This is a genomic window from Sporolactobacillus sp. KGMB 08714, from assembly GCF_036598985.1.
GTDB lineage: Bacteria > Bacillota > Bacilli > Bacillales > Sporolactobacillaceae > Sporolactobacillus.
In genome coordinates this window covers 1-18,238 of the sequence record NZ_JAUUBW010000073.1, presented here as the reverse complement: position 1 = coordinate 18,238, position 18,238 = coordinate 1, and the positions used below count along the sequence as shown (strand labels likewise).

10 protein-coding genes, 1 pseudogene and 1 CRISPR repeat array are annotated in these 18,238 nt (G+C 43.3%); of the genes and pseudogenes, 9 read left to right on the top strand and 2 right to left on the bottom strand.

The window, feature by feature from the left end; genetic code table 11:
* Positions 1-319 precede the first annotated feature (319 nt).
* Together Q6A92_RS18865 and Q6A92_RS18860 are read left to right on the top strand one after the other, a co-directional pair.
* A complete protein-coding gene (locus Q6A92_RS18865; protein WP_332239043.1) occupies positions 320-1,063 on the top strand; it encodes a zinc ribbon domain-containing protein in 744 nt (247 codons plus the stop codon).
* 39 nt (positions 1,064-1,102) lie between these two features.
* On the top strand, positions 1,103-2,575 hold the full coding sequence (locus tag Q6A92_RS18860; RefSeq protein WP_332239042.1) for a zinc ribbon domain-containing protein: 1,473 nt from the start codon (positions 1,103-1,105) through the stop codon (positions 2,573-2,575).
* Positions 2,576-3,107: 532 nt separating this feature from the next.
* Here Q6A92_RS18860 and Q6A92_RS18855 read toward each other — a convergent pair.
* A complete protein-coding gene (locus tag Q6A92_RS18855) occupies positions 3,108-3,500 on the bottom strand; it encodes a hypothetical protein (RefSeq protein WP_274398465.1) in 393 nt (130 codons plus the stop codon).
* Positions 3,501-4,559: 1,059 nt separating this feature from the next.
* Between Q6A92_RS18855 and Q6A92_RS18850 the strand changes: the two genes are divergently transcribed.
* Positions 4,560-5,984, top strand: a complete 1,425-nt coding sequence (locus Q6A92_RS18850) for a C69 family dipeptidase (protein WP_332239041.1) — start codon at positions 4,560-4,562, stop codon at positions 5,982-5,984.
* A 311-nt stretch (positions 5,985-6,295) separates the two neighbouring features.
* On the opposite strand, the gene Q6A92_RS18845 is transcribed toward Q6A92_RS18850, so the two are convergent.
* Entirely contained in the window at positions 6,296-8,659 is a 2,364-nt protein-coding gene (locus tag Q6A92_RS18845) for a TOTE conflict system archaeo-eukaryotic primase domain-containing protein (RefSeq protein WP_332239040.1), read from the bottom strand.
* A 1,161-nt stretch (positions 8,660-9,820) separates the two neighbouring features.
* On the opposite strand from Q6A92_RS18845, the gene Q6A92_RS18840 reads away from it, so the two are divergent.
* The 6 genes and pseudogenes from Q6A92_RS18840 to Q6A92_RS18815 all read left to right on the top strand — a co-directional run.
* A complete protein-coding gene (locus Q6A92_RS18840) occupies positions 9,821-10,534 on the top strand; it encodes a CRISPR-associated endoribonuclease Cas6 (protein ID WP_332239039.1) in 714 nt (237 codons plus the stop codon).
* A 16-nt stretch (positions 10,535-10,550) separates the two neighbouring features.
* Entirely contained in the window at positions 10,551-12,287 is a 1,737-nt protein-coding gene (cas8a1, locus tag Q6A92_RS18835; protein ID WP_332239038.1) for a type I-B CRISPR-associated protein Cas8b1/Cst1, read from the top strand.
* Positions 12,288-12,289: 2 nt separating this feature from the next.
* Positions 12,290-13,174: a type I-B CRISPR-associated protein Cas7/Cst2/DevR gene (cas7i, locus tag Q6A92_RS18830; protein ID WP_332239037.1), complete on the top strand. Its 885-nt coding sequence runs from the start codon at positions 12,290-12,292 to the stop codon at positions 13,172-13,174.
* 12 nt (positions 13,175-13,186) lie between these two features.
* Positions 13,187-13,900 (top strand): CRISPR-associated protein Cas5, encoded by a 714-nt coding sequence (cas5, locus tag Q6A92_RS18825; protein WP_332239036.1) that lies wholly within the window; start codon positions 13,187-13,189, stop codon positions 13,898-13,900.
* A 48-nt stretch (positions 13,901-13,948) separates the two neighbouring features.
* The gene (cas3, locus tag Q6A92_RS18820; protein WP_332239035.1) at positions 13,949-16,255 is read left to right on the top strand and encodes a CRISPR-associated helicase Cas3'; all 2,307 of its coding nucleotides are present in this window, start codon (positions 13,949-13,951) and stop codon (positions 16,253-16,255) included.
* Between the two features lie 243 nt (positions 16,256-16,498).
* A CRISPR array of direct repeats spans positions 16,499-17,381; the repeat unit is 29 nt; unit sequence CTTTATATCCCACTTCGTTCAGATAAAAG.
* Between the two features lie 542 nt (positions 17,382-17,923).
* Positions 17,924-18,238 (top strand): annotated as a pseudogene (locus Q6A92_RS18815) (IS21 family transposase); the annotation flags it as partial.

The following is an 18,238-nucleotide window of genomic DNA, read 5'->3' as shown; positions in this document are numbered from 1 at the left end:
TTCACTCCGATTTTTTTATTGGGCCTGCTCCTGGACAGGCCGCAGAGTATCCGCCGAACGGGACGATCGGTTATCCGGAAGAATCGGCCGTTCAGTCTGTCAAAACACCGTTAAGCTGTCTGATTCCCAGCCGGCCACACACAGCTCAGCAACGGCAAAGCGCCGAAGTTCAGAGACGGATTTTATACGATCTGCACGCTTCATCATTTTTCCAGAAAAAGAATAAAATTTTAATCTTGTTAATTTATAAGAGAGACGGATCTGTGATGGTATAATAGTTTTGATTCATTTACAGTATATGATGGGAGGATTGATTCATTTGATTTGCAAGTTTTGTGGGACTGAAAATGACGAGTCGGCAAAGTTCTGCACGCATTGCGGCAGGCCGCTTGACAATCAGGAAAGCGCGGCTCATGAGCAAACCGCTGCAACGGCTTCGAAGGGCGATATCACGATCAACACCGAACTTTTTTCAAATTACTGGTCCTATGTCAAAAATGGGTTAAAATCGCCCGGCCGGCTCTCGGAAAACTTCAGGGACGGATTAATCACGCTCGTGCTGCTGTCCGTATTTGTCCCGCTGTCTCTGGTCATTATCGGCAACCGGCTTTTCCAGACATTGAATTTCAGCTTTCTTTCCTCCGCCCCGACGCTCGGATTCAATTTTTTCATCAGGGGACTGCTGATCATGGCAGCTTATCTTGCTCTTTATGCACTTTTAATTTTCATATTCTTAAAGATCGCCAAATTTCCGGTGACGTATCGGTCGATCATTGCCCGTTTAGGCCATTTGTGCGTCCCGCTGCTGCTGGTCTCGGCAGCCATGATCATTCTTCCCTTTATCTTTGAATCCAGTTACATCTATCTTTTCTCTCTGCTTCTCATCGGCCTGCAGATCGCATTTTTTATGACTCTGTATTCTTTTTGCAAGCCGTCGGGCTTTGATACTTTTTATCTGATCACGGCATGCCAGGTTGTCTATAATATCATTCTCTTTGTCATACTGAAACAATATCTCATCGTCATCATTCAGCAGATTATGAATTCGATTAATCCATTTTAAACAGGCATTCGCCAAGCCGCACGGAAAGGAAGCTTATCTATGGCAAAATATTGCGCGCACTGCGGTTCACCGCTTAAAGAGGACGCTAAATTTTGTCCGGGCTGCGGGTTCCCCGTTAACCCGGCCCAATCGGCCGAACACGTTCAGCCGGCCCCGCCGCAAATCATGGAACAGGCGGCTGCCGAGGCAGAACCGCAGACCCGTTATACAGCCAAATCACTGACACTCAAAAAAAGAATCTATATTCCGATCATCGCCGTCATCGTGATCGTCGGCGCTCTGTTTTTCATTGGAAAAACGATGGCCGATCCGCAGCGGACCATCGACGCTTTTAAAAATGCGGTACAGAACCAGGATGTACATACGCTGGCAGGACTCGTTCATACAAACGGAAATATGCCGGCCGATCATTCTCAAATCAAGGCGATGCTCGCTTTATTTCAGAAACAGCCCGGCATATATACTAATGTACTGCATTCATTCCAGCAATCGATTAAATCGGCCGACACTCAGAGCGGCAGCTCCTCTCCTTATTATCTTGAGAAGAGCGGGAAGAAATTTTTCATCTTCAATAACTATCAGATTAGGGCGAATCTGATTCATCCATTGGTAATCACGAATTTAAAAGGGATGCAGGTCGGCATTGAAGGTGTCGGCAAAGCGCAGACCGCCGCTCAGGCGTCGGCCAATTCGCCGGAAACGCTGACACTGGCCGGAGTGATTCCGGGTTACTATACCATTTATGGAAAATCTTCAAGCATGAACACGTCCGTACAGGAAGCGATTCATTCAGCGGGAGTCAAGGTGGATTTCTCCGGAATCTATATTCCCGTCCGCAGCAATATCAGTGATGCGGAACTTTACGTCAACGGAAAGGATACAGGAAAGACACTGGCACAGGTTACAGAGTGGGGCCCTTTCAAAGAAAATGACAGTCCTTCATTCTATGCCAAGTATACAGTGAACGGCCAGTCGATACAGACAGATTCCGTAAACATTTCAGACAGCAGCTACGACGGCAGTAGTCTGACGCTTGACCAGGCGGAAAACGACGGCATCGATCTGACTTTCGACGAAAGCGGCTCCGACAATTTTTACGTTCTGGACAGAAACGACAGCGGCACAAACCGGAACACGCTGAATTCTTATTTCAGCAACTTCTTCGATGCCCTGGGAACCGCCGTATCGAGCGGCGACACGAGTGAGTTTGCTTCTTATTTCGAAACAGACACCGATTTTTCCAACATGCAGATTGCCAACGCGAAAAAATTCAACAGCCAAGGCATTTCAGAATCGAACCAGTCCTTTGATATTACGAACATTCAGTACATCGGAAAGGACACATTCAGCATGGACGTGTCGGAAGCCTGGAATGAATCCTATACGGATCAAAACGATAACTTCGTCAACAAAGATTTTACGCTCAAGAGCAACTATCAGGTTAAAGAAACGGCTCCCGGACAGCTGAAAATCGTCGGGCAAAAAATAACCGACAGACAGGAACTGAACTGAAGCCGGCAGAAATGTAAACGAGCCGATTCCGAAACACCTTGATTCAGCACAGCCTGCCCCGTCACTCATTCGAATGTGACGGGATTTTTTTACTGCAAAGCATTTCGGCGGCCGAGCCTGAACGCTGCACCATGTCCGGCAGGAGACCTTCCCGGGCGTCACAACTCGCCTGCAGCAAAGCCGGATCTTCTTTAAAGAACGAAAAATGGCTGAATCCATAAAAACAGGCGGGAAATGCCCATTTTAAAAATGCATTTCAAATCGATCTGATCCAGTTGACAGATGGAAGAAGCAAAATCGGTGGATGTGCCGGAAATCTTTTCATGCTAAAAGGATACAGATCCAATGACGGCCGGGCTGCTGTTTATGGCGCCACCCGGAAGCAGATCCGAAAAAAGCCATTCACCAAGGCAGCACAGGAGGGGAACAACAAGATACGGGCGTTCAAGCCTGCCTAATGAGATAAGAGCGGAATGCAAAAGCCCCCGGAATGGCAGTCCAATGACTGCTCCAGAGGCTTCTGCCTGTGCGCTCACACGATCGAATTGGAAAGGTTCAATGCGCTTTCTGCGGCAGCAGGCACCGCATTGGATGAGCCGGTTGTCCCGCTCGCCGGCTGGGACAGTGTTGAAGCCAGTAAGTCCCAGAGCAGATTATCGGAAGAACCGGAAGAAAGTGAATCGGAAGTCAATCCGCCCGTCAGGCCGGTGTCCGTGCCTGAACTGTCGGTACTATCGGCTGTACTTGAAAGGCTGTTCAACATGGATGAAGACGAATCATTCACTAATGCCGAAGCAAGCAATTTCGCAAAATCAGAAGAAGTGCCGGCTGTACTATTGGACTGCGAACTCAACGAAGTCGCGGACGGTGCCTGTGTTTGCGCCAAAAGAGCGAGCAGCGCATTATCCAGTGAAACATTGGACATGACGACGAACCTCCTTTCTTTTATCGTACGATTAAATTTTGTCATAACCTGTTTAAAAAAACAATTAAATAATGGATAAATTTTCATGCCTTTCCCAAGTTATCGTGATTCCTGTCGGATATTCCGCCTCAAAGATTGATCAGGAATCTGAAAAACACGGAACATCGGCGCACGCATGGACCTTTGCTTCAGCACATCAATAGCTCCTGAAAAGCCCGCTGCATCATGTGCGATGTTCATGGATGTACGGACCTTTACCTCAGCCCGTCAACAGCTCCTGAAAGGCCCGCTGCATCGTGTGCGATGCTCAGCCTTTGCTTTCATCGCGTCTGAAGTCCGCTTGAATCATTTTGCAGCGTTGAAACACGCTGCACAGCGATCTGCCGCCGGCTCATCGTATAGATGTTAAAACCGCTGCCATCGCCAGCCGCCACACCCATTTTTTTAGAGTGCCGTTTGTTTCTTTCATTAAAATAGCATCATGCCCTTTCTGATTCGTTTCCACTATTCCGGAGTAAAAAACCGGCACCGGCCGGCCTGAATGGTAACGGCCGGGACTGTTCATACTGAAGATGCCGCAGAACGGATCTCCAGCAGCGGACAAAGAATGCGGTATCCTTGTTCAGCCGTTTATAGATAATCCTTTAAATTTTTTCTCCGCAGTGTTAAAAAAGCCGCGTCTTAAACAGGAAATATTGAGGATAGTCATACCATTCCAGGATCCTCTTATCTGGAAGCAAAGGGCGTTTTAAAATGTCCAACGGCCGTTCCGTACGCCGGGCAATACCTTCGTTAAAAGCTCTGCGCCAGACAGGACGCCCCGTTCGGATCGTATCCATGCGGCTGCCGTCTGTGACTTTTTTCCCGGTAAGCCGACCGTTTCGTTCAGGCAGGCCATTCTGTGCTAAAATGATAAGCGACCGAGTTTCATTCGCCTTTTTTTATTAAAATGATCCGCTTATAACTGATAAGCATTGCTCAGCAATCCTTCATTTGTGAAGCAGGTTCATGATTTTAATGATGATTTTGCGAGATTCTAATGGATAGAAGGGGTTCGTTATGCAGCAGAAAACACATGGAGCGTGTACGACCGTATTGGTTGGAAAGAAGGCAACACTTGACGGCTCAACAATGATCGCCCGCAACGGGGACAGCTATGACGTGATTGTACCGAAGCGTCTCACCGTCCACCCGCATGAGATTCTGGATCAGGAGGAACACTACGACTCGCCCGGCAATCATTTTCAAATCACCTTGCCGAAGGAGCGATTCCGCTACACGACGATTCCGGACGGCGAAGACCGTTTCGAGACGTACCCGGATGCCGGTATCAATGAAAAGAACGTGGCGATGAGCGCAACAGAAAGCATCTATGGCAATCCGCGCGTACTGGGTTACGACCCGCTCGTCGAAAACGGGATTGCCGAAGACTGCATGGTCAGCGTCGTCCTGCCTTACATCACATCAGCCAGAGACGGCGTCGCAAGGCTCGGAAAGATCGTCGAAACCTACGGCGCCGCCGAATCAAACGGTATCCTGTTCGCGGATAAGAACGAAGTCTGGTACATGGAAATTGCGACTGGCCACCAGTGGGCCGCTCAGCGCATACCGGACGATGCGTACGCCGTGGTTGCCAACCAGATGGCGATTCAGGAAATCGATCCTGATGACAAAGACAACTTCATGACGGCCGCGACCCTCATCGATTTCATTGAAAAACATCATCTGAATACCGGCTTTGATACAATCCATTTCAGAAACATTTTCGGCACGCAAACCGTCTTCGACCATCACTACAACACTCCGCGCGTTTGGTACGGCCAAAAATATTTAAATCCCGGGATTGAGCAGGATCCGATATCCGACAACCTGCCGTTTCTCCGCAAAGCCAACCGGAAAATCGGGGTGGAAGATATCGCCTATATTCTGAGCTCCCACTATCAGGAAACCCCTTACGATCCGCTCGGGACCGGCAGCGAAGCGGACAAAACGGCATTCCGCCCTATCTCGCTCAACCGGACACAGGATTCGCATATCCTGCAGATCCGGCCGGATGTCCCGGATGATCTTGCCGGTATTCAATGGGTTCAGCTGGCGGGCACATTCAGCCCCTATGTACCTTTCTACACAAACATTACATCCGTTCCCGAAGCCTATGCGGCAGCACCCCGGAAGCTCTGCCTGACATCGGCCTACTGGCTTTACAAAACGATCCCTGTCATCGTGGAACCGCATTACAACGCCTTTCTGAAACAGGTAGAAGATTATAAAGACGACCTGCACAGCCGGTTCCTGGGCAATCTCGCCCAAACTGACGCAGAAGCCGCACAAGCGGATCAGGAGCGCATCCCCGGCATTCTGACCGAAGCCGGCAGCCGCAACGCAGAACTCGCTCTCAATAAAACACGCGAATTGCTGCAGAAATTAACGACAGACGCCATGTCGCTGTCGAAACTGACGTTCAATATGGATAAAAATTTGTAATCCGGCCATAGAGACGTCGCCCCTGATACTTCTATCCTAAGCACATCGGAAATATATAAAAAATGAGGCTGTCTCATAGGCTGATTACTCAACTGTGATAGACTCCCCCTAGATTGACAGATGAAATCATAAAATCTGCTCATCTAAAGGGGAGTTTTTATGTCTGATCGATTCATGCGAAGAAAAAAGGGATAGATCATCCGTTGATTTCCCGACTATGAGGCAGTTTCTCATTTCTTAAAACATGGATCGGCCGACTTCTCGAATCTGAATCTGATCGGCGGCCATCCCTTTAGAATAGCCTCTTTTTGTTAAAACAGCCTCATTTGTTCATTATTGTCCGCAGCGTGATCCATTGGAATATATCCCATCGCTTGATACCCCTTGAGACGTTTTTGAAACATCTTTCGGAGCATCGGGACTTTTCCGTCGACATAATCATAGACGCGTACTTCCTTTTTATTCAAATGTTCCCGATGAAGTCTGCCGACATATTGCTCAAGTGTCCCTTTCCAGGAAATCGGCATGGCAAGGAAAAGTGTATCCAGCCTGGGGTCGTCAAACCCCTCGCCAATGTACTTTCCGGTCGCAATAACAAGGCACTCCTGATCATCCGGCAGATCGGACAACAGCTCAAGCTCATGTTGACGTTCGCTTTTCCTTCCCTGGCCCGACAGGACAAAGATATTCTTTACAAAGGGATCCAGCCTCTTCCGGAGACTATCGGCATGAGCAACTCTCTCTGTGATAAGCATCGGTTTTCTTTTTTCTTCAAGGGCCTGAAGCACATCGTTAAAAAGCTGATCATTTCTTTTCTCATTTTCTGTCAATTCGCTGAAAAGTTGCTGTGCATCCGTTGTCTTCGAAGTAAAATCAGTTTGGCGCGGAACAAGTAGATGTCTGAATGATTGCACCTTAGCCTGCATTCTCGCATTTACTTTATATCTGATCGGGCCGCATTGCATCTCGATAATTGGGTGGAGTCCATCCTTTCTGACAGGAGTCGCCGTAAGGCCGAGCATATATTTTGCTCGAATCTTCTGAAATACCTGTTCAAAGCTGTAGGCTGCAATATGATGGCATTCATCTATGATCACTTGTCCGTATTGAGTGACAAACGATTTTATTCCGTTGCTGCGGTTTATCGATTGCAGCATCGCCACATCAATAGTTCCGGTTATTCTGTCCTTGCCTCCGCCTATTTGTCCGATTTCCTGTTTTGGTATCTTCAGCAGCAGAGATAACTTTTCAATCCACTGTTCCAGTAATTGCAGGCGGTGAACGATGATTAAGGTATTCACTTTTTGACGGGCGATTAAAGCAGAGGCTACGACGGTCTTACCGAATCCCGGTACAGCGACCAGAATCCCATCATCATTTTTCAGTAATGTATCCAATGCATCCTGCTGAATCGCTGTCAGGCTCCCATAGAATACCGGATCAATCATGGATCCTGAGTACCTCTTATCTTCAATTTTTAAAGCCGTCGAATGCTTTTCAGCAAGACTTTTCAGCTTTTCCAAGCAACCGCGCGGGATAACCAGAGCATTCCCAACTTCATCGGTACAATTAATGATCCGCGGAATTCCTGAGGTAGTCATTCTCCGTGCCTGCCTCCGGAAGAATTCGGGATTTGAAAAGCAGGCAATCTTCCTAATCTCTGTCATAACATAAGAAGGTACGGATGCCATGTCAAGATAAATTCCATTTTTAAATTCGACATTTAATTGTTTCGGCCAGGCCTCATGTTTAATTTCCTGATTGCTTTGCCTGCTTCCGGACAACAAGCCTTCTAACTCCTCTCCGTTTATTTTTCGGAGTGAAGACAAGAAAAGCCATTGATCCGGGTAAGGAATCCAATTTTCGTCAACGAAAACACTATTTCCCCGCATTCTTGCCTCTTTTTGCAGCGGCAGAGCAATCAAGTTGCCGAAACCTCCCTTTGGCAGTGTATCCTGATTGGGGAACAATCGATCATAAGAGTCAAGTCCTAACTCATATCTCTGTTCTAAAGCTCTGGATAGTAACAGCGTGCCCAAACGTCTAGCCGTTTTCGCAGGTACAGGCCCAGAAAAGAACAACCAGACATGAGCGCCGTTTCCAGATCGCGATCTTTCAACGTAAAACGGCAGCTCCAGTTGTCCGCTGGCTTGAAGAAAGGCACGCACATCATCCTGCCAATTTTTCTTATCAAAATCCACTGCAAGAAACCAGCAGGTCTCATTTTTTAACATCGGATACAGACCAACCACTTGTTTTCCACTCAGATGTCCATAGATTGTTTGGTCTGTCAGCGGAAGAAGTGTTCTATTTTTGCATTTGCTGCAATCTATTTCCGGTTTCAGGCAAATAGGACGCTGCCATTCATATTTGCAGGCCGGAGTGTAACCGGAATGCCCCCTTTTTGATTCCCATCGAAGAGCATATACATCATCTCTGCCACGAAAAAGGCTTCTGAAAAGAGTTATCTTGTCCTTGGAACATGCATAGCTTGAGATGCATTCTGAATCTTTTACGGCTTCAGAAGACAGAGATTCAGCCGTGCGTTCAGCAGGTTCATATTCTGCGTTTCCGGCATTGTGCATTAATCGTGCATTCAGCTGTTTCAGATAGGCATTTTCTTTTTCAAGTCGCTTGTATGCGGAAAGCAAATGCTGAAGTTTTTCTTTGTCCATTTGCAAGATCCTTTGCGGTTAGCTCTTATAATCTCAAAACGTTTTTTTGAGAGCTTAACTATTTTCATGAATAACCTGCTTCAAGGTTCTATTATAACAAGTAGGCAGTGATTTTTCCCTGTCTGAAGTTAATTGCCTAAAAGTTGTCTTCTCTCAGTAAAATAAGATGTAATACGATTAAAGTCTCTACTTTTTAGGTGCGAAAATAGAACTATTACTTTGGCTGGTAAAATATGAAGCGGATCACTTTTCTAATTATCAAAGTGTGTCTTCATCTCCCAAAACACCTTTTTAGGATGGATAAATAATCCATATGATTCATGAACGGCCGTCGATTCAACAATTCATAAAGGCTTCAAAGCGATGATCCAAGTACAGTCGCCGGACAAACGGAGGAATATCTCTTTTTTCACCCTCTCCTTCTGAATATAGAAAAAGTATCGACGATCGATGCCTGAATGCTTCTCTTAGGTCTGTATGATTTTCCGGCGTCTTACCGTTGCCGATTTTTCTGGCCACAGCATTGAAATGATGAGCTATTACTGGATCAAATTTATCATTAGGGTTTTTTTTGCCGAACAAATATTTTTTGAAGAGTTCTTCTTTAATTGATTCCCTACATAAAGTTTACTATCCTTTTGCTTTAGATATCCCTAGTTCATTATAAGTCCCTGATGTTCCTCGGGGAAACATTCACCTAGCTGCAGATTAACGTGAATATCATTTGTCGAATAATGCCAGAATAAAGATAGCTTTGATAAGTGTTAACTTCCCTTGTAAAGCTTGATATGATTTATCAAATATTTAACTATCTTTTATCTATGTTCGAATTTTGCTAAAATAAAATAGGTACAGTTATCTGAACGATTGCGGGATATAAAGTGTATTTTGCTTTTTCTGTTTTAAAAAAATTATTTTTTTATTTGAACATAGTGGGTCTATAATTTTCAAATTGCGACATCACGAATTATCCATCAGTGACTTTCTGATTGTTGACCATCTGTAGATGTTTTGAAAATATGAAAGCGGTTCCAAATAAAGAGAACATAATATAATTTAGAAATATCTAAATTCCTCTTGCATTTTATTGGAAATTGTACATAATTAAAAGTGTAGGTATTGTTTAAAAGCAATATACATGGATAAAAAAGAGGTGAAAATATGCGTGCTCGTTTGATCTATTCAATTAAAAATTTCCCGATTACCTATCGCTTGCTTTTGCTTTCTCTGATTAAAGAGTCTATTCGAAAAGAAGATCCGTCTTTTTACGAAGAATTGTTCGTGGTACAGGAAAAAAAGACAAAGCCCTTTTCACTGGCTGCTTATTTCCCCAACATCCGTATTGTTGATGATCAGATAACATCCGATACTCTGTACTTAACAGTTTCGGCGGATACCGAACGTTATCCAAATTTTATTGTTTATTTATTCAATGCTCTGCACATTGGACAAATTTATAGTCACAATGGAACGACAATGCAACTGAGACGAATCGAATTTCTGAGAGAGAAACGAATCGATAAATCACTTGTTTGGTTTAAAACCTGTTCACCCATTTTAGTTGAAGATAAACAAGGTCAACCTCTTTTAGCAAATGATCCACGATTTTCTGAAGAATTAAGCACAATATCTAACAAGGTCGTCTTATCTGTATTAGGGCGACCATTGTATCAGCCGCTCGTAGTTGAAAAACACGCGCTTCGAAAAGTAGTGATAAAAGAGAACTTTCATCAAAATTTTGACGGTCCTCTTTATTTTACAGCCAACGCAGGGAAGCTATTGCTGTCCGGCGATCCGTGCGATCTTAATTTCTTTTATCATACAGCCATTGGTCTACGATCACAATTTTTTGGTCTTCTGGATAAGATTGATTGATAGGAGGTGATATTTCATGTCTGAAATCGTGATACCGCGAGGAACATGGTTGGAAAATGCAGGAATTATCGGTGTCTGCAATGTCCTTGATCGTGCTGATCTTCCGTTTGATTTGAATGCTAATCGGCTGATTATTGATTCAGTAGTTTTAGAACATTTTGGTACAGCATATTTTGATAGTTTCAAACAGCGGTACGAAGTCTTTTTATCTCCTTATGTCATTAAGCAAAAAGGCAATCTGTTGTTGGAGCGCCGGCAATGGGATAAAGAAGGCATTGATCAGCTGAATAAATACATCGATTGGGCAAAATCCAAATTAACCAGCAACAGTTACGTTGCGGCTTATCGGGTCGCGGTAAATGGTGCAATCGAGATAAGGACTCTTGCAAAGGCTTTAAAAAAAATCAATCTAAAAAAGAATCAAACGGTTGAGGATGTTCAACCGGCAATTTCCGAAGAGTTGTCAACAATTGGCAGAATACTGGAATTGCTGACTGATTCGACAACATGGAAACTCGTAATGGCAAAACAGGTTTCCTATTCGATCATTAATCAGTTTTGGAGCAATGTATCAATGCTGAATCGAAACGCTGCAGATCAAGATCCAATTGTTGCGTATGAAACGTACTTTATCGATCCATTGAAAAATTATTTAAAAGAAGATCATCAGAAAGACAAATATTGCTGTCTCACATGCAATCAGCCGATAAAGAAATTATCAAAACCGGCAGCTTTTGATCTGACCTGGCTGAATAAAATGGGTGTTGATATGACACGGAAAACTTCGCATTTCTGGAATCTCAATGCGGGTACAAGTTATATCTGCCCGGTTTGCAACTTTATCTTATCCTGCGTTCCGGCCGGTTTTTCCGTTCTTAAAGGTCAAGGTTATCTGGTTAACAGCAGCAGTGATTTATTTCAAATGAGAAGTTTGAATGACACAGCAAAGGAACTAAACGCTCAGAATGATGAAACGATAAACCTGCTTGAATTGCGAAGCTATTATCAGCTGATCGATTTGATGGAGCAAGGAAAGGCTGAACAGGAAAAGCGAGAAATTGACAATATCCAGATTATCAAATTTAATTCAGCTGATAGTCTTCGCCCTTATACCTTCAACGTCCTTTCAAAAGACAAGCTGGAGATTATCCAACGGAACAAAAAAAGTTTGGACAAGCTAATTAAAGCGGTTGTCAGAACCGATGACGGAGATTATCTCAATATTTATCAGCAAGTGTTTAAACGGCTTTATGACAACAAAAATCAATTTGATTTAATTCAGAAAATTTATCGCAGCAGTATTCCTGAACAATCGGCTGCGCCATTGAAAAATGCTTTTATCATTCGACAGCTGATTTATATTAACAACGATTTTATTTATTCCATTCGGAAAAGAGGGGGAGAACAAATGAGTGATTATTCACCGTCGTATGTGCCTAAACCAGTCATTAATCAAATGATCAAGGCTGGACAGAAATTAGCCACTGTCTACATTAAGGACAAATCAGTCAATAAACTTCAAGGGATCACTTACCGACTTCTTAATGCATTGAAAACAAAGAACACGAGCCGTTTCATGGATACATTTTTCAATGCTTACTTGTATGTTAAAAATACCGAACCGGGATCCGAACTTATCATTCCGCTTGAATTGTCTGATGCCCTGCACGATGAAGATAAATTGCAAACATTAGGATATGCCTTTATCCTCGGTTTTCGCTCCGGGAGAGGCTTAAAAGAAGAGGAGGACTGAAAATGGATAAAAAAGGATTAACGCTGACCTTTATCATTGAAGCCGAGAGCGCTAATTATGGTGAAGGTGTCGGTAATGTGACATCGTTGAAAAAATTAACAAGAGGAACCGGAGAAAGCTACACCTACATTTCCCGTCAGGCCCTTCGTTACAACATCATTCAGCAAATGGGGGCCGACAATACGCCGCTTAACCTAGACGGCTCCGTTATACAATTTGCACCGGATGCGACGATTGCCGATTATCCGGAAATTGACTTGTTCGGCTATATGAAGACAAGCAAAGAAACGAAAACACGTGCGGCTATTGCCCGACTTTCAAATGCCGTTGCACTGGAGAGTTTTCAAGCCGATACGGATTTTCTGACGAATAAAGGTCTGCTGGATCGGTATAATCAATCCGTTAATCAGAGTGAAGATCAGAAAAAGGGCGGCAATATCGCTCAAAGTGAAATTCATCATTCTTTTTACACCTATACCCTGACAGTTGATCTGGACCAAGTCGGAATCGACCGGAATGACAACGTTGAGATTTCAGTAGAGGAAAAATCAAGACGTGTGCAACTTCTTGTCGACACTCTTAAATTTCTTTATCGGGACATCAAAGGACGACGGGAAAATCTATCGCCTGTTTTTGCCATCGGTGGTGTTTATGAGATCAAAAATCCTTTTTTTGAAAATCGTGTAAAACTGCAGAAAAATCGGCTGAACGTAAGCACGTTGCGGGATGTACTGGCTCTGGACGATACTATCAAAGCGGAAACTGTCTGTGGTTTTGTGGAGGGTATTTTCTCCAATGACAATGAAATTAAAGAACAACTCGGTGCTGGTAATATCGGTCAGTTTTTTCGAACCATCAATGAATCGGTTCGTCATTATTATGAATAACAGGTGATATGCATGGAAGGGATTCGAATCAAGCTTTATCAAAATCTTGTAAATTACATGCAACCGGCCAGTTTTCAACTGAGAGAGACGTATCCGCTGCCCCCCTATTCAACTATCTCGGGAATGGTTCACCGCATCTGTGAATTTACTGAATATCACAATATGGGAATCAGTGTCCAAGGTAACTATTATTCAAAAGTGAATGATCTCAACACGCGGTATGAGTTTGCGGGTGCAAGTTATGAGGCGCCCAGGCATACTTACCGCCTTCATTCAACTGCGGATAATCGCGACTATGGCATAACACGCGGGATAACAACTACCGAACTGCTGACAGATGTCTATTTGATTATTCATTTGATTCCTTCAGATGAGGATTTCGATACTATTCTTCAGGCTTTTCTTAAACCTGGTGAATACCTTTCACTCGGGCGACGGGAGGATATTGTGCGGATCGATCAAGTCAAACGGGTTACTATTCAGAAAAAAGAACTGGAAGATAGTTTCTTCCTGAAAAACGACGCCTATATCCCTTTTGAGGGGGAGTCCAAAAATAAAACTTTATACCAAATTAATCGCCGTTATGAAAGAGCAAAAATCAGAAAAAACGTTTACCAACGCCGCTGGGAAACGGTGACGGTTGAGCATGCCAGTGCCGGAAAAGAATTTTATGAAGGCAATGAATTGCTGGTCGATCAGGACCTGATCCCTGTGTTTATTGCATGAATCCAGGAGGCAGCTTTTGCCTCCTATTTTTTATGGAGATGATACCTTTTGCCTAATCTATTTCTTGCTAAATCAAATCCGCAGCAAACGATTGCAGCGCATACGATCGATTTGCTCAATGAGTTTGGCCGTCTAAAAAAAATTTATCCCAACATCCCCAACTTAGATTGGTCGTTACTGAAAATGGCCTGCTTCTACCACGATCTAGGCAAAATGAACACGAAATTTCAAAACAAAATTTTAAAAGCGATTGGAAAAAATGACCAATTACTGAAAGATCAATTTCCACATATGCAGGAAATAAATCATGGTTATCTCAGTTGCGCTCTGATTTCATTGAAGAAGATTGAAAACGAGAGAGCAAGGAAGGTATTGACACAGGCTGTATTCTATCATCACACACGCCTTGAACCAAATGGCATGGATCTATCAAAAATAATTAAAGAAGATATGTATCAGTATATTGATGCATTGACTCGCTCGATCAATCAGGAATTTAGTGTTCAGGGACTAGAGCCGTTCCCGATAAATTCACCAAGTGCTTTTTTTCGTAACTATACAGATGATCGGATGGCGGATAAGGAATATATCATGGTCAAAGGCTTATTAAACAAAATTGATCATGCAGCAAGTGCGGGAATTGCCGTTGAGCAAAAACCCGGAGGCCTTAAAAAGCACTTGAAAGATTATTTCAATAGAGTCCTTCACAGCCATCCCAATCAGCTACAAGACTATATGCAGGCACATCGACAAGATAATAATATTATTGTGGCATCAACCGGGATTGGTAAAACCGAAGGAGCATTGCTCTGGCTTGGCGAGGCAAAAGGCTTTTTTACATTGCCGCTGCGTGTTTCGATTAATGCCATCTACCAGCGAATTAAAGGTCAGGATCAATTGAATTATGCAGCGGTTGGCTTGCTACACTCGGATACAAGACATGAATATATTGAAAAAAATGTATATACAACAGATTATTATGAACAAACAAGACAATGGTCGATGCCGCTGACAGTTTGCACTCTGGATCAAATCTTAGATTTTGTTTTCAAGGAGCCAGGTTTCGAGCAAAAATTAGCAATACTGGCTTATTCAAAGCTTATTGTCGATGAAATTCAGATGTATTCGCCCAAAATGCTGGCTTGTCTTTTGATAGCTTTGAAAGAGATCAGCGAGATGGGCGGCAAATTTACGATTATGACGGCGACCCTTGCACCGTTTGTGGTAGATCAGCTCAAGGCTTTGGCAGTACCGTTTAAGATGCCGGATCTGCCTTTTTATAAACAAGAGGATGGCCAACCTATGATCCGCCACTGCATTCAGGTAGTTGATAAACCGATCAGTATCGAAACGATTGTGCAGGATCACTCAGCGGACAAAATATTAGTGATCGTTAATACGGTTAAAAGGGCACAAGCGTTGTATCAGGAATTGAAGAAAATGAATAAACAAGAACTGAATAACAGGGAGGTTCATTTGTTTCACAGCCGTTTCATAAAGAGCGATCGCTCGAAGCTGGAAGAAAGAATATTGAACGATGGAAAGTTGACGACTAAATCGCGTTGCATCTGGATCACAACACAGGTCGTTGAAGCCAGTGTCGATATAGATTTTGATGCACTCTATACCGAACTTTCTGACTTGAGCAGCCTGTTTCAGCGTATGGGACGGACTTTTCGAAATCGGGTTCTTACTGATGCAACTAAAGCAAATGTGATCATTTTTACTGGCGGGGAAGATTATCCGTCGGGGATAAATTCCGGAAAGCGCAGTGTCGTCGATATTGACATGTTTAAGCTGTCAAAAAAGGCACTGATTGCATTTGCAACAGACTGCGCTCCAAAGATTATGACAGAATCTGATAAGATGCGGCTGATTTCCGAAACATATACGACTGCCAATCTTCGCGAATCCAGATATTTTAAAGATTTAAAAGAATATATTTCCCATTTAAAAAACAAAGCTCCTTTCGAGGAAGAGGATCACGTCGTTAAAAATTTGCGTGAAATTTTTAACCAAACAATTATTCCCTACCAAGTTTACCGTGCCCATCAAACTGATGTTGAAACGTGGGAGGAGCAATACAAGCAAACACTTCACAAGGGAAAAATGTCCGAAAATCGTGAAACATTAATGAAAGCGCGCATGGATATCCAAAATAAAATACAGGATTTAACTGTGGACATACCAATTTATCGTTGCAAGGAGGCTGTAAAGCTTAACCGTTTTGTTGATGATATTAAACTCGGCGATTATTTGCTCTACAAGATCATTGATTTTCCTTATGATGAAGAGCAAGGGCTTCGGTTCACAAAAGAAATGGGAAAATTCAGGACTGAGACGAATTTCTTGTAGTTAAAGCTATTCATAAAGGAAAAGTGGCCTGGATGAACCCAAGCAGACTTCACGTTTAGTATTATGCCATTTGTAAAAAAAGTTGTACGACTAAAAATAAATGCTAAATTGCAATAACGTTTTGTTTGCTGTTCCACCTGCATAGCAGGTGGACTTTTGTTTTGCACGTTACACATGCCTAACCGACTAAAATCACACTAAAATTATCGACAATATTGACAGATATTTTCAATAAATGATTATCATCATATCCCACTTCGTTCAGATAAAAGGATAAGTGCCCAGTACGCCCATCAGTCCATAAATAACTTTATATCCCACTTCGTTCAGATAAAAGATCGTTCCGTTGAGGTCAAAGATGGCCGCATTTTCGCCTTTATATCCCACTTCGTTCAGATAAAAGGAAAATATATAGTTTTAGCCTAAGGACACGGACTTACTTTATATCCCACTTCGTTCAGATAAAAGAATGCCTCACCTGTCTGGACACCCCGCTCTTTCGCGTCTTTATATCCCACTTCGTTCAGATAAAAGTCCCAACCCGACAAAGGATCGCCCGTAAATTTTTCCTTTATATCCCACTTCGTTCAGATAAAAGGATCCCGCTGAAGCTCGATATATCTAACGTCGGACAACCTTTATATCCCACTTCGTTCAGATAAAAGGCGGACAGGCAAAGAGCCAGGTAACCGTAAAGATTCTTTATATCCCACTTCGTTCAGATAAAAGGGACAGGGACACCGAGTTTGTCTGTCTGTCCTTGCGACTTTATATCCCACTTCGTTCAGATAAAAGTATTTTCCGGACCATGAAACGTATCTTGAACCATTTTTCTTTATATCCCACTTCGTTCAGATAAAAGTGTGCCAAGATGGCAACGATCATAATTTGCTGATTGACTTTATATCCCACTTCGTTCAGATAAAAGGATAACCGGCCAGTGCAGCCATGATCAATACACCTCCCCCTTTATATCCCACTTCGTTCAGATAAAAGCCGACAATTTATCCATGCGCTGTCGGATATCCCCTCTTTATATCCCACTTCGTTCAGATAAAAGCAAGTTTGCGGCTCGAGCCAAGGCCGCGAAAAACGCGCTTTATATCCCACTTCGTTCAGATAAAAGCGTCAACGATTTGAATTCTGATTACCGCCAATAGAATGTACCACTAACGCCGTGTTTTTTACCACTGAATGCCAACGATTGTACCAATAAATGACAAGCCTATTTACCAATCGAGACCTCCTGTATAATTAGTGGGCACACCGCAGGTGTGACAAATCCATTTTTATAGGAGGTGTTTTTTTATGATCTATTATCGGAGGATATTGGAACTTCATGATGAAGGGATAAGTTTTAGAAGCATTGCCGCAAGCACCGGTAACTCTCTGTTTTCGGCAATTAGAAAATGCATGTTTCGGCAATTCAATTAATTTTATAATTCTCATTTGTTAAATATCATAAATGGCTTGACATGGAGCCTCTGCGGATACAGTGCTACTGCAAAAGCTGCAGGCACATTGGTTTTGCACGGCCTATCAGCCTACTGCATCCGCCTCTCCATATAAAGCCGTGCATTGAACTTATTATAATCTGCTAATTGCCAAATGCTACATTCCTTAATTGCCATTAACAACTCTCGTCAAAAAGTTACGGAGATTATTCAGTTGGCCGAGCAAAAAAGACTACTCTGCCCTTTGGAAGATGAAATGACGGATCAATGGATCGAAGATTTTCTGTTTCCTGAAAAGGCTTTGGAAGCTTCAGGTCGCCAGCCCATGAACTTTGACTGGATTCATGCTGAGTTGTCCAAGCCCCATGTGACGCTTTCTCTTCTGCATCATGAATATGAGGCTAAGTGTAGGGCCAGCAACAAGGTCCCTTATTCTTATCGGAGTTTTTTGCGGCACTATAGCCGGTATGCGGATAAATATAAGGCAACTCTGCGTATCCGAAGAAAACCGGGAGAGATCATGGAGGTC

Excerpts from the sequence above, each read along its gene's own strand:
- Q6A92_RS18860 (WP_332239042.1), top strand. The coding sequence starts at position 1,103 with ATGGCAAAATATTGCGCGCACTGCGGTTCACCGCTTAAAGAGGACGCT.
- Q6A92_RS18855 (WP_274398465.1), bottom strand. The coding sequence starts at position 3,500 with ATGTCCAATGTTTCACTGGATAATGCGCTGCTCGCTCTTTTGGCGCAA.
- Q6A92_RS18850 (WP_332239041.1), top strand. The coding sequence starts at position 4,560 with ATGCAGCAGAAAACACATGGAGCGTGTACGACCGTATTGGTTGGAAAG.
- Q6A92_RS18845 (WP_332239040.1), bottom strand. The coding sequence starts at position 8,659 with ATGGACAAAGAAAAACTTCAGCATTTGCTTTCCGCATACAAGCGACTT.
- Q6A92_RS18840 (WP_332239039.1), top strand. The coding sequence starts at position 9,821 with ATGCGTGCTCGTTTGATCTATTCAATTAAAAATTTCCCGATTACCTAT.
- cas8a1 (WP_332239038.1), top strand. The coding sequence starts at position 10,551 with ATGTCTGAAATCGTGATACCGCGAGGAACATGGTTGGAAAATGCAGGA.
- cas7i (WP_332239037.1), top strand. The coding sequence starts at position 12,290 with ATGGATAAAAAAGGATTAACGCTGACCTTTATCATTGAAGCCGAGAGC.
- cas5 (WP_332239036.1), top strand. The coding sequence starts at position 13,187 with ATGGAAGGGATTCGAATCAAGCTTTATCAAAATCTTGTAAATTACATG.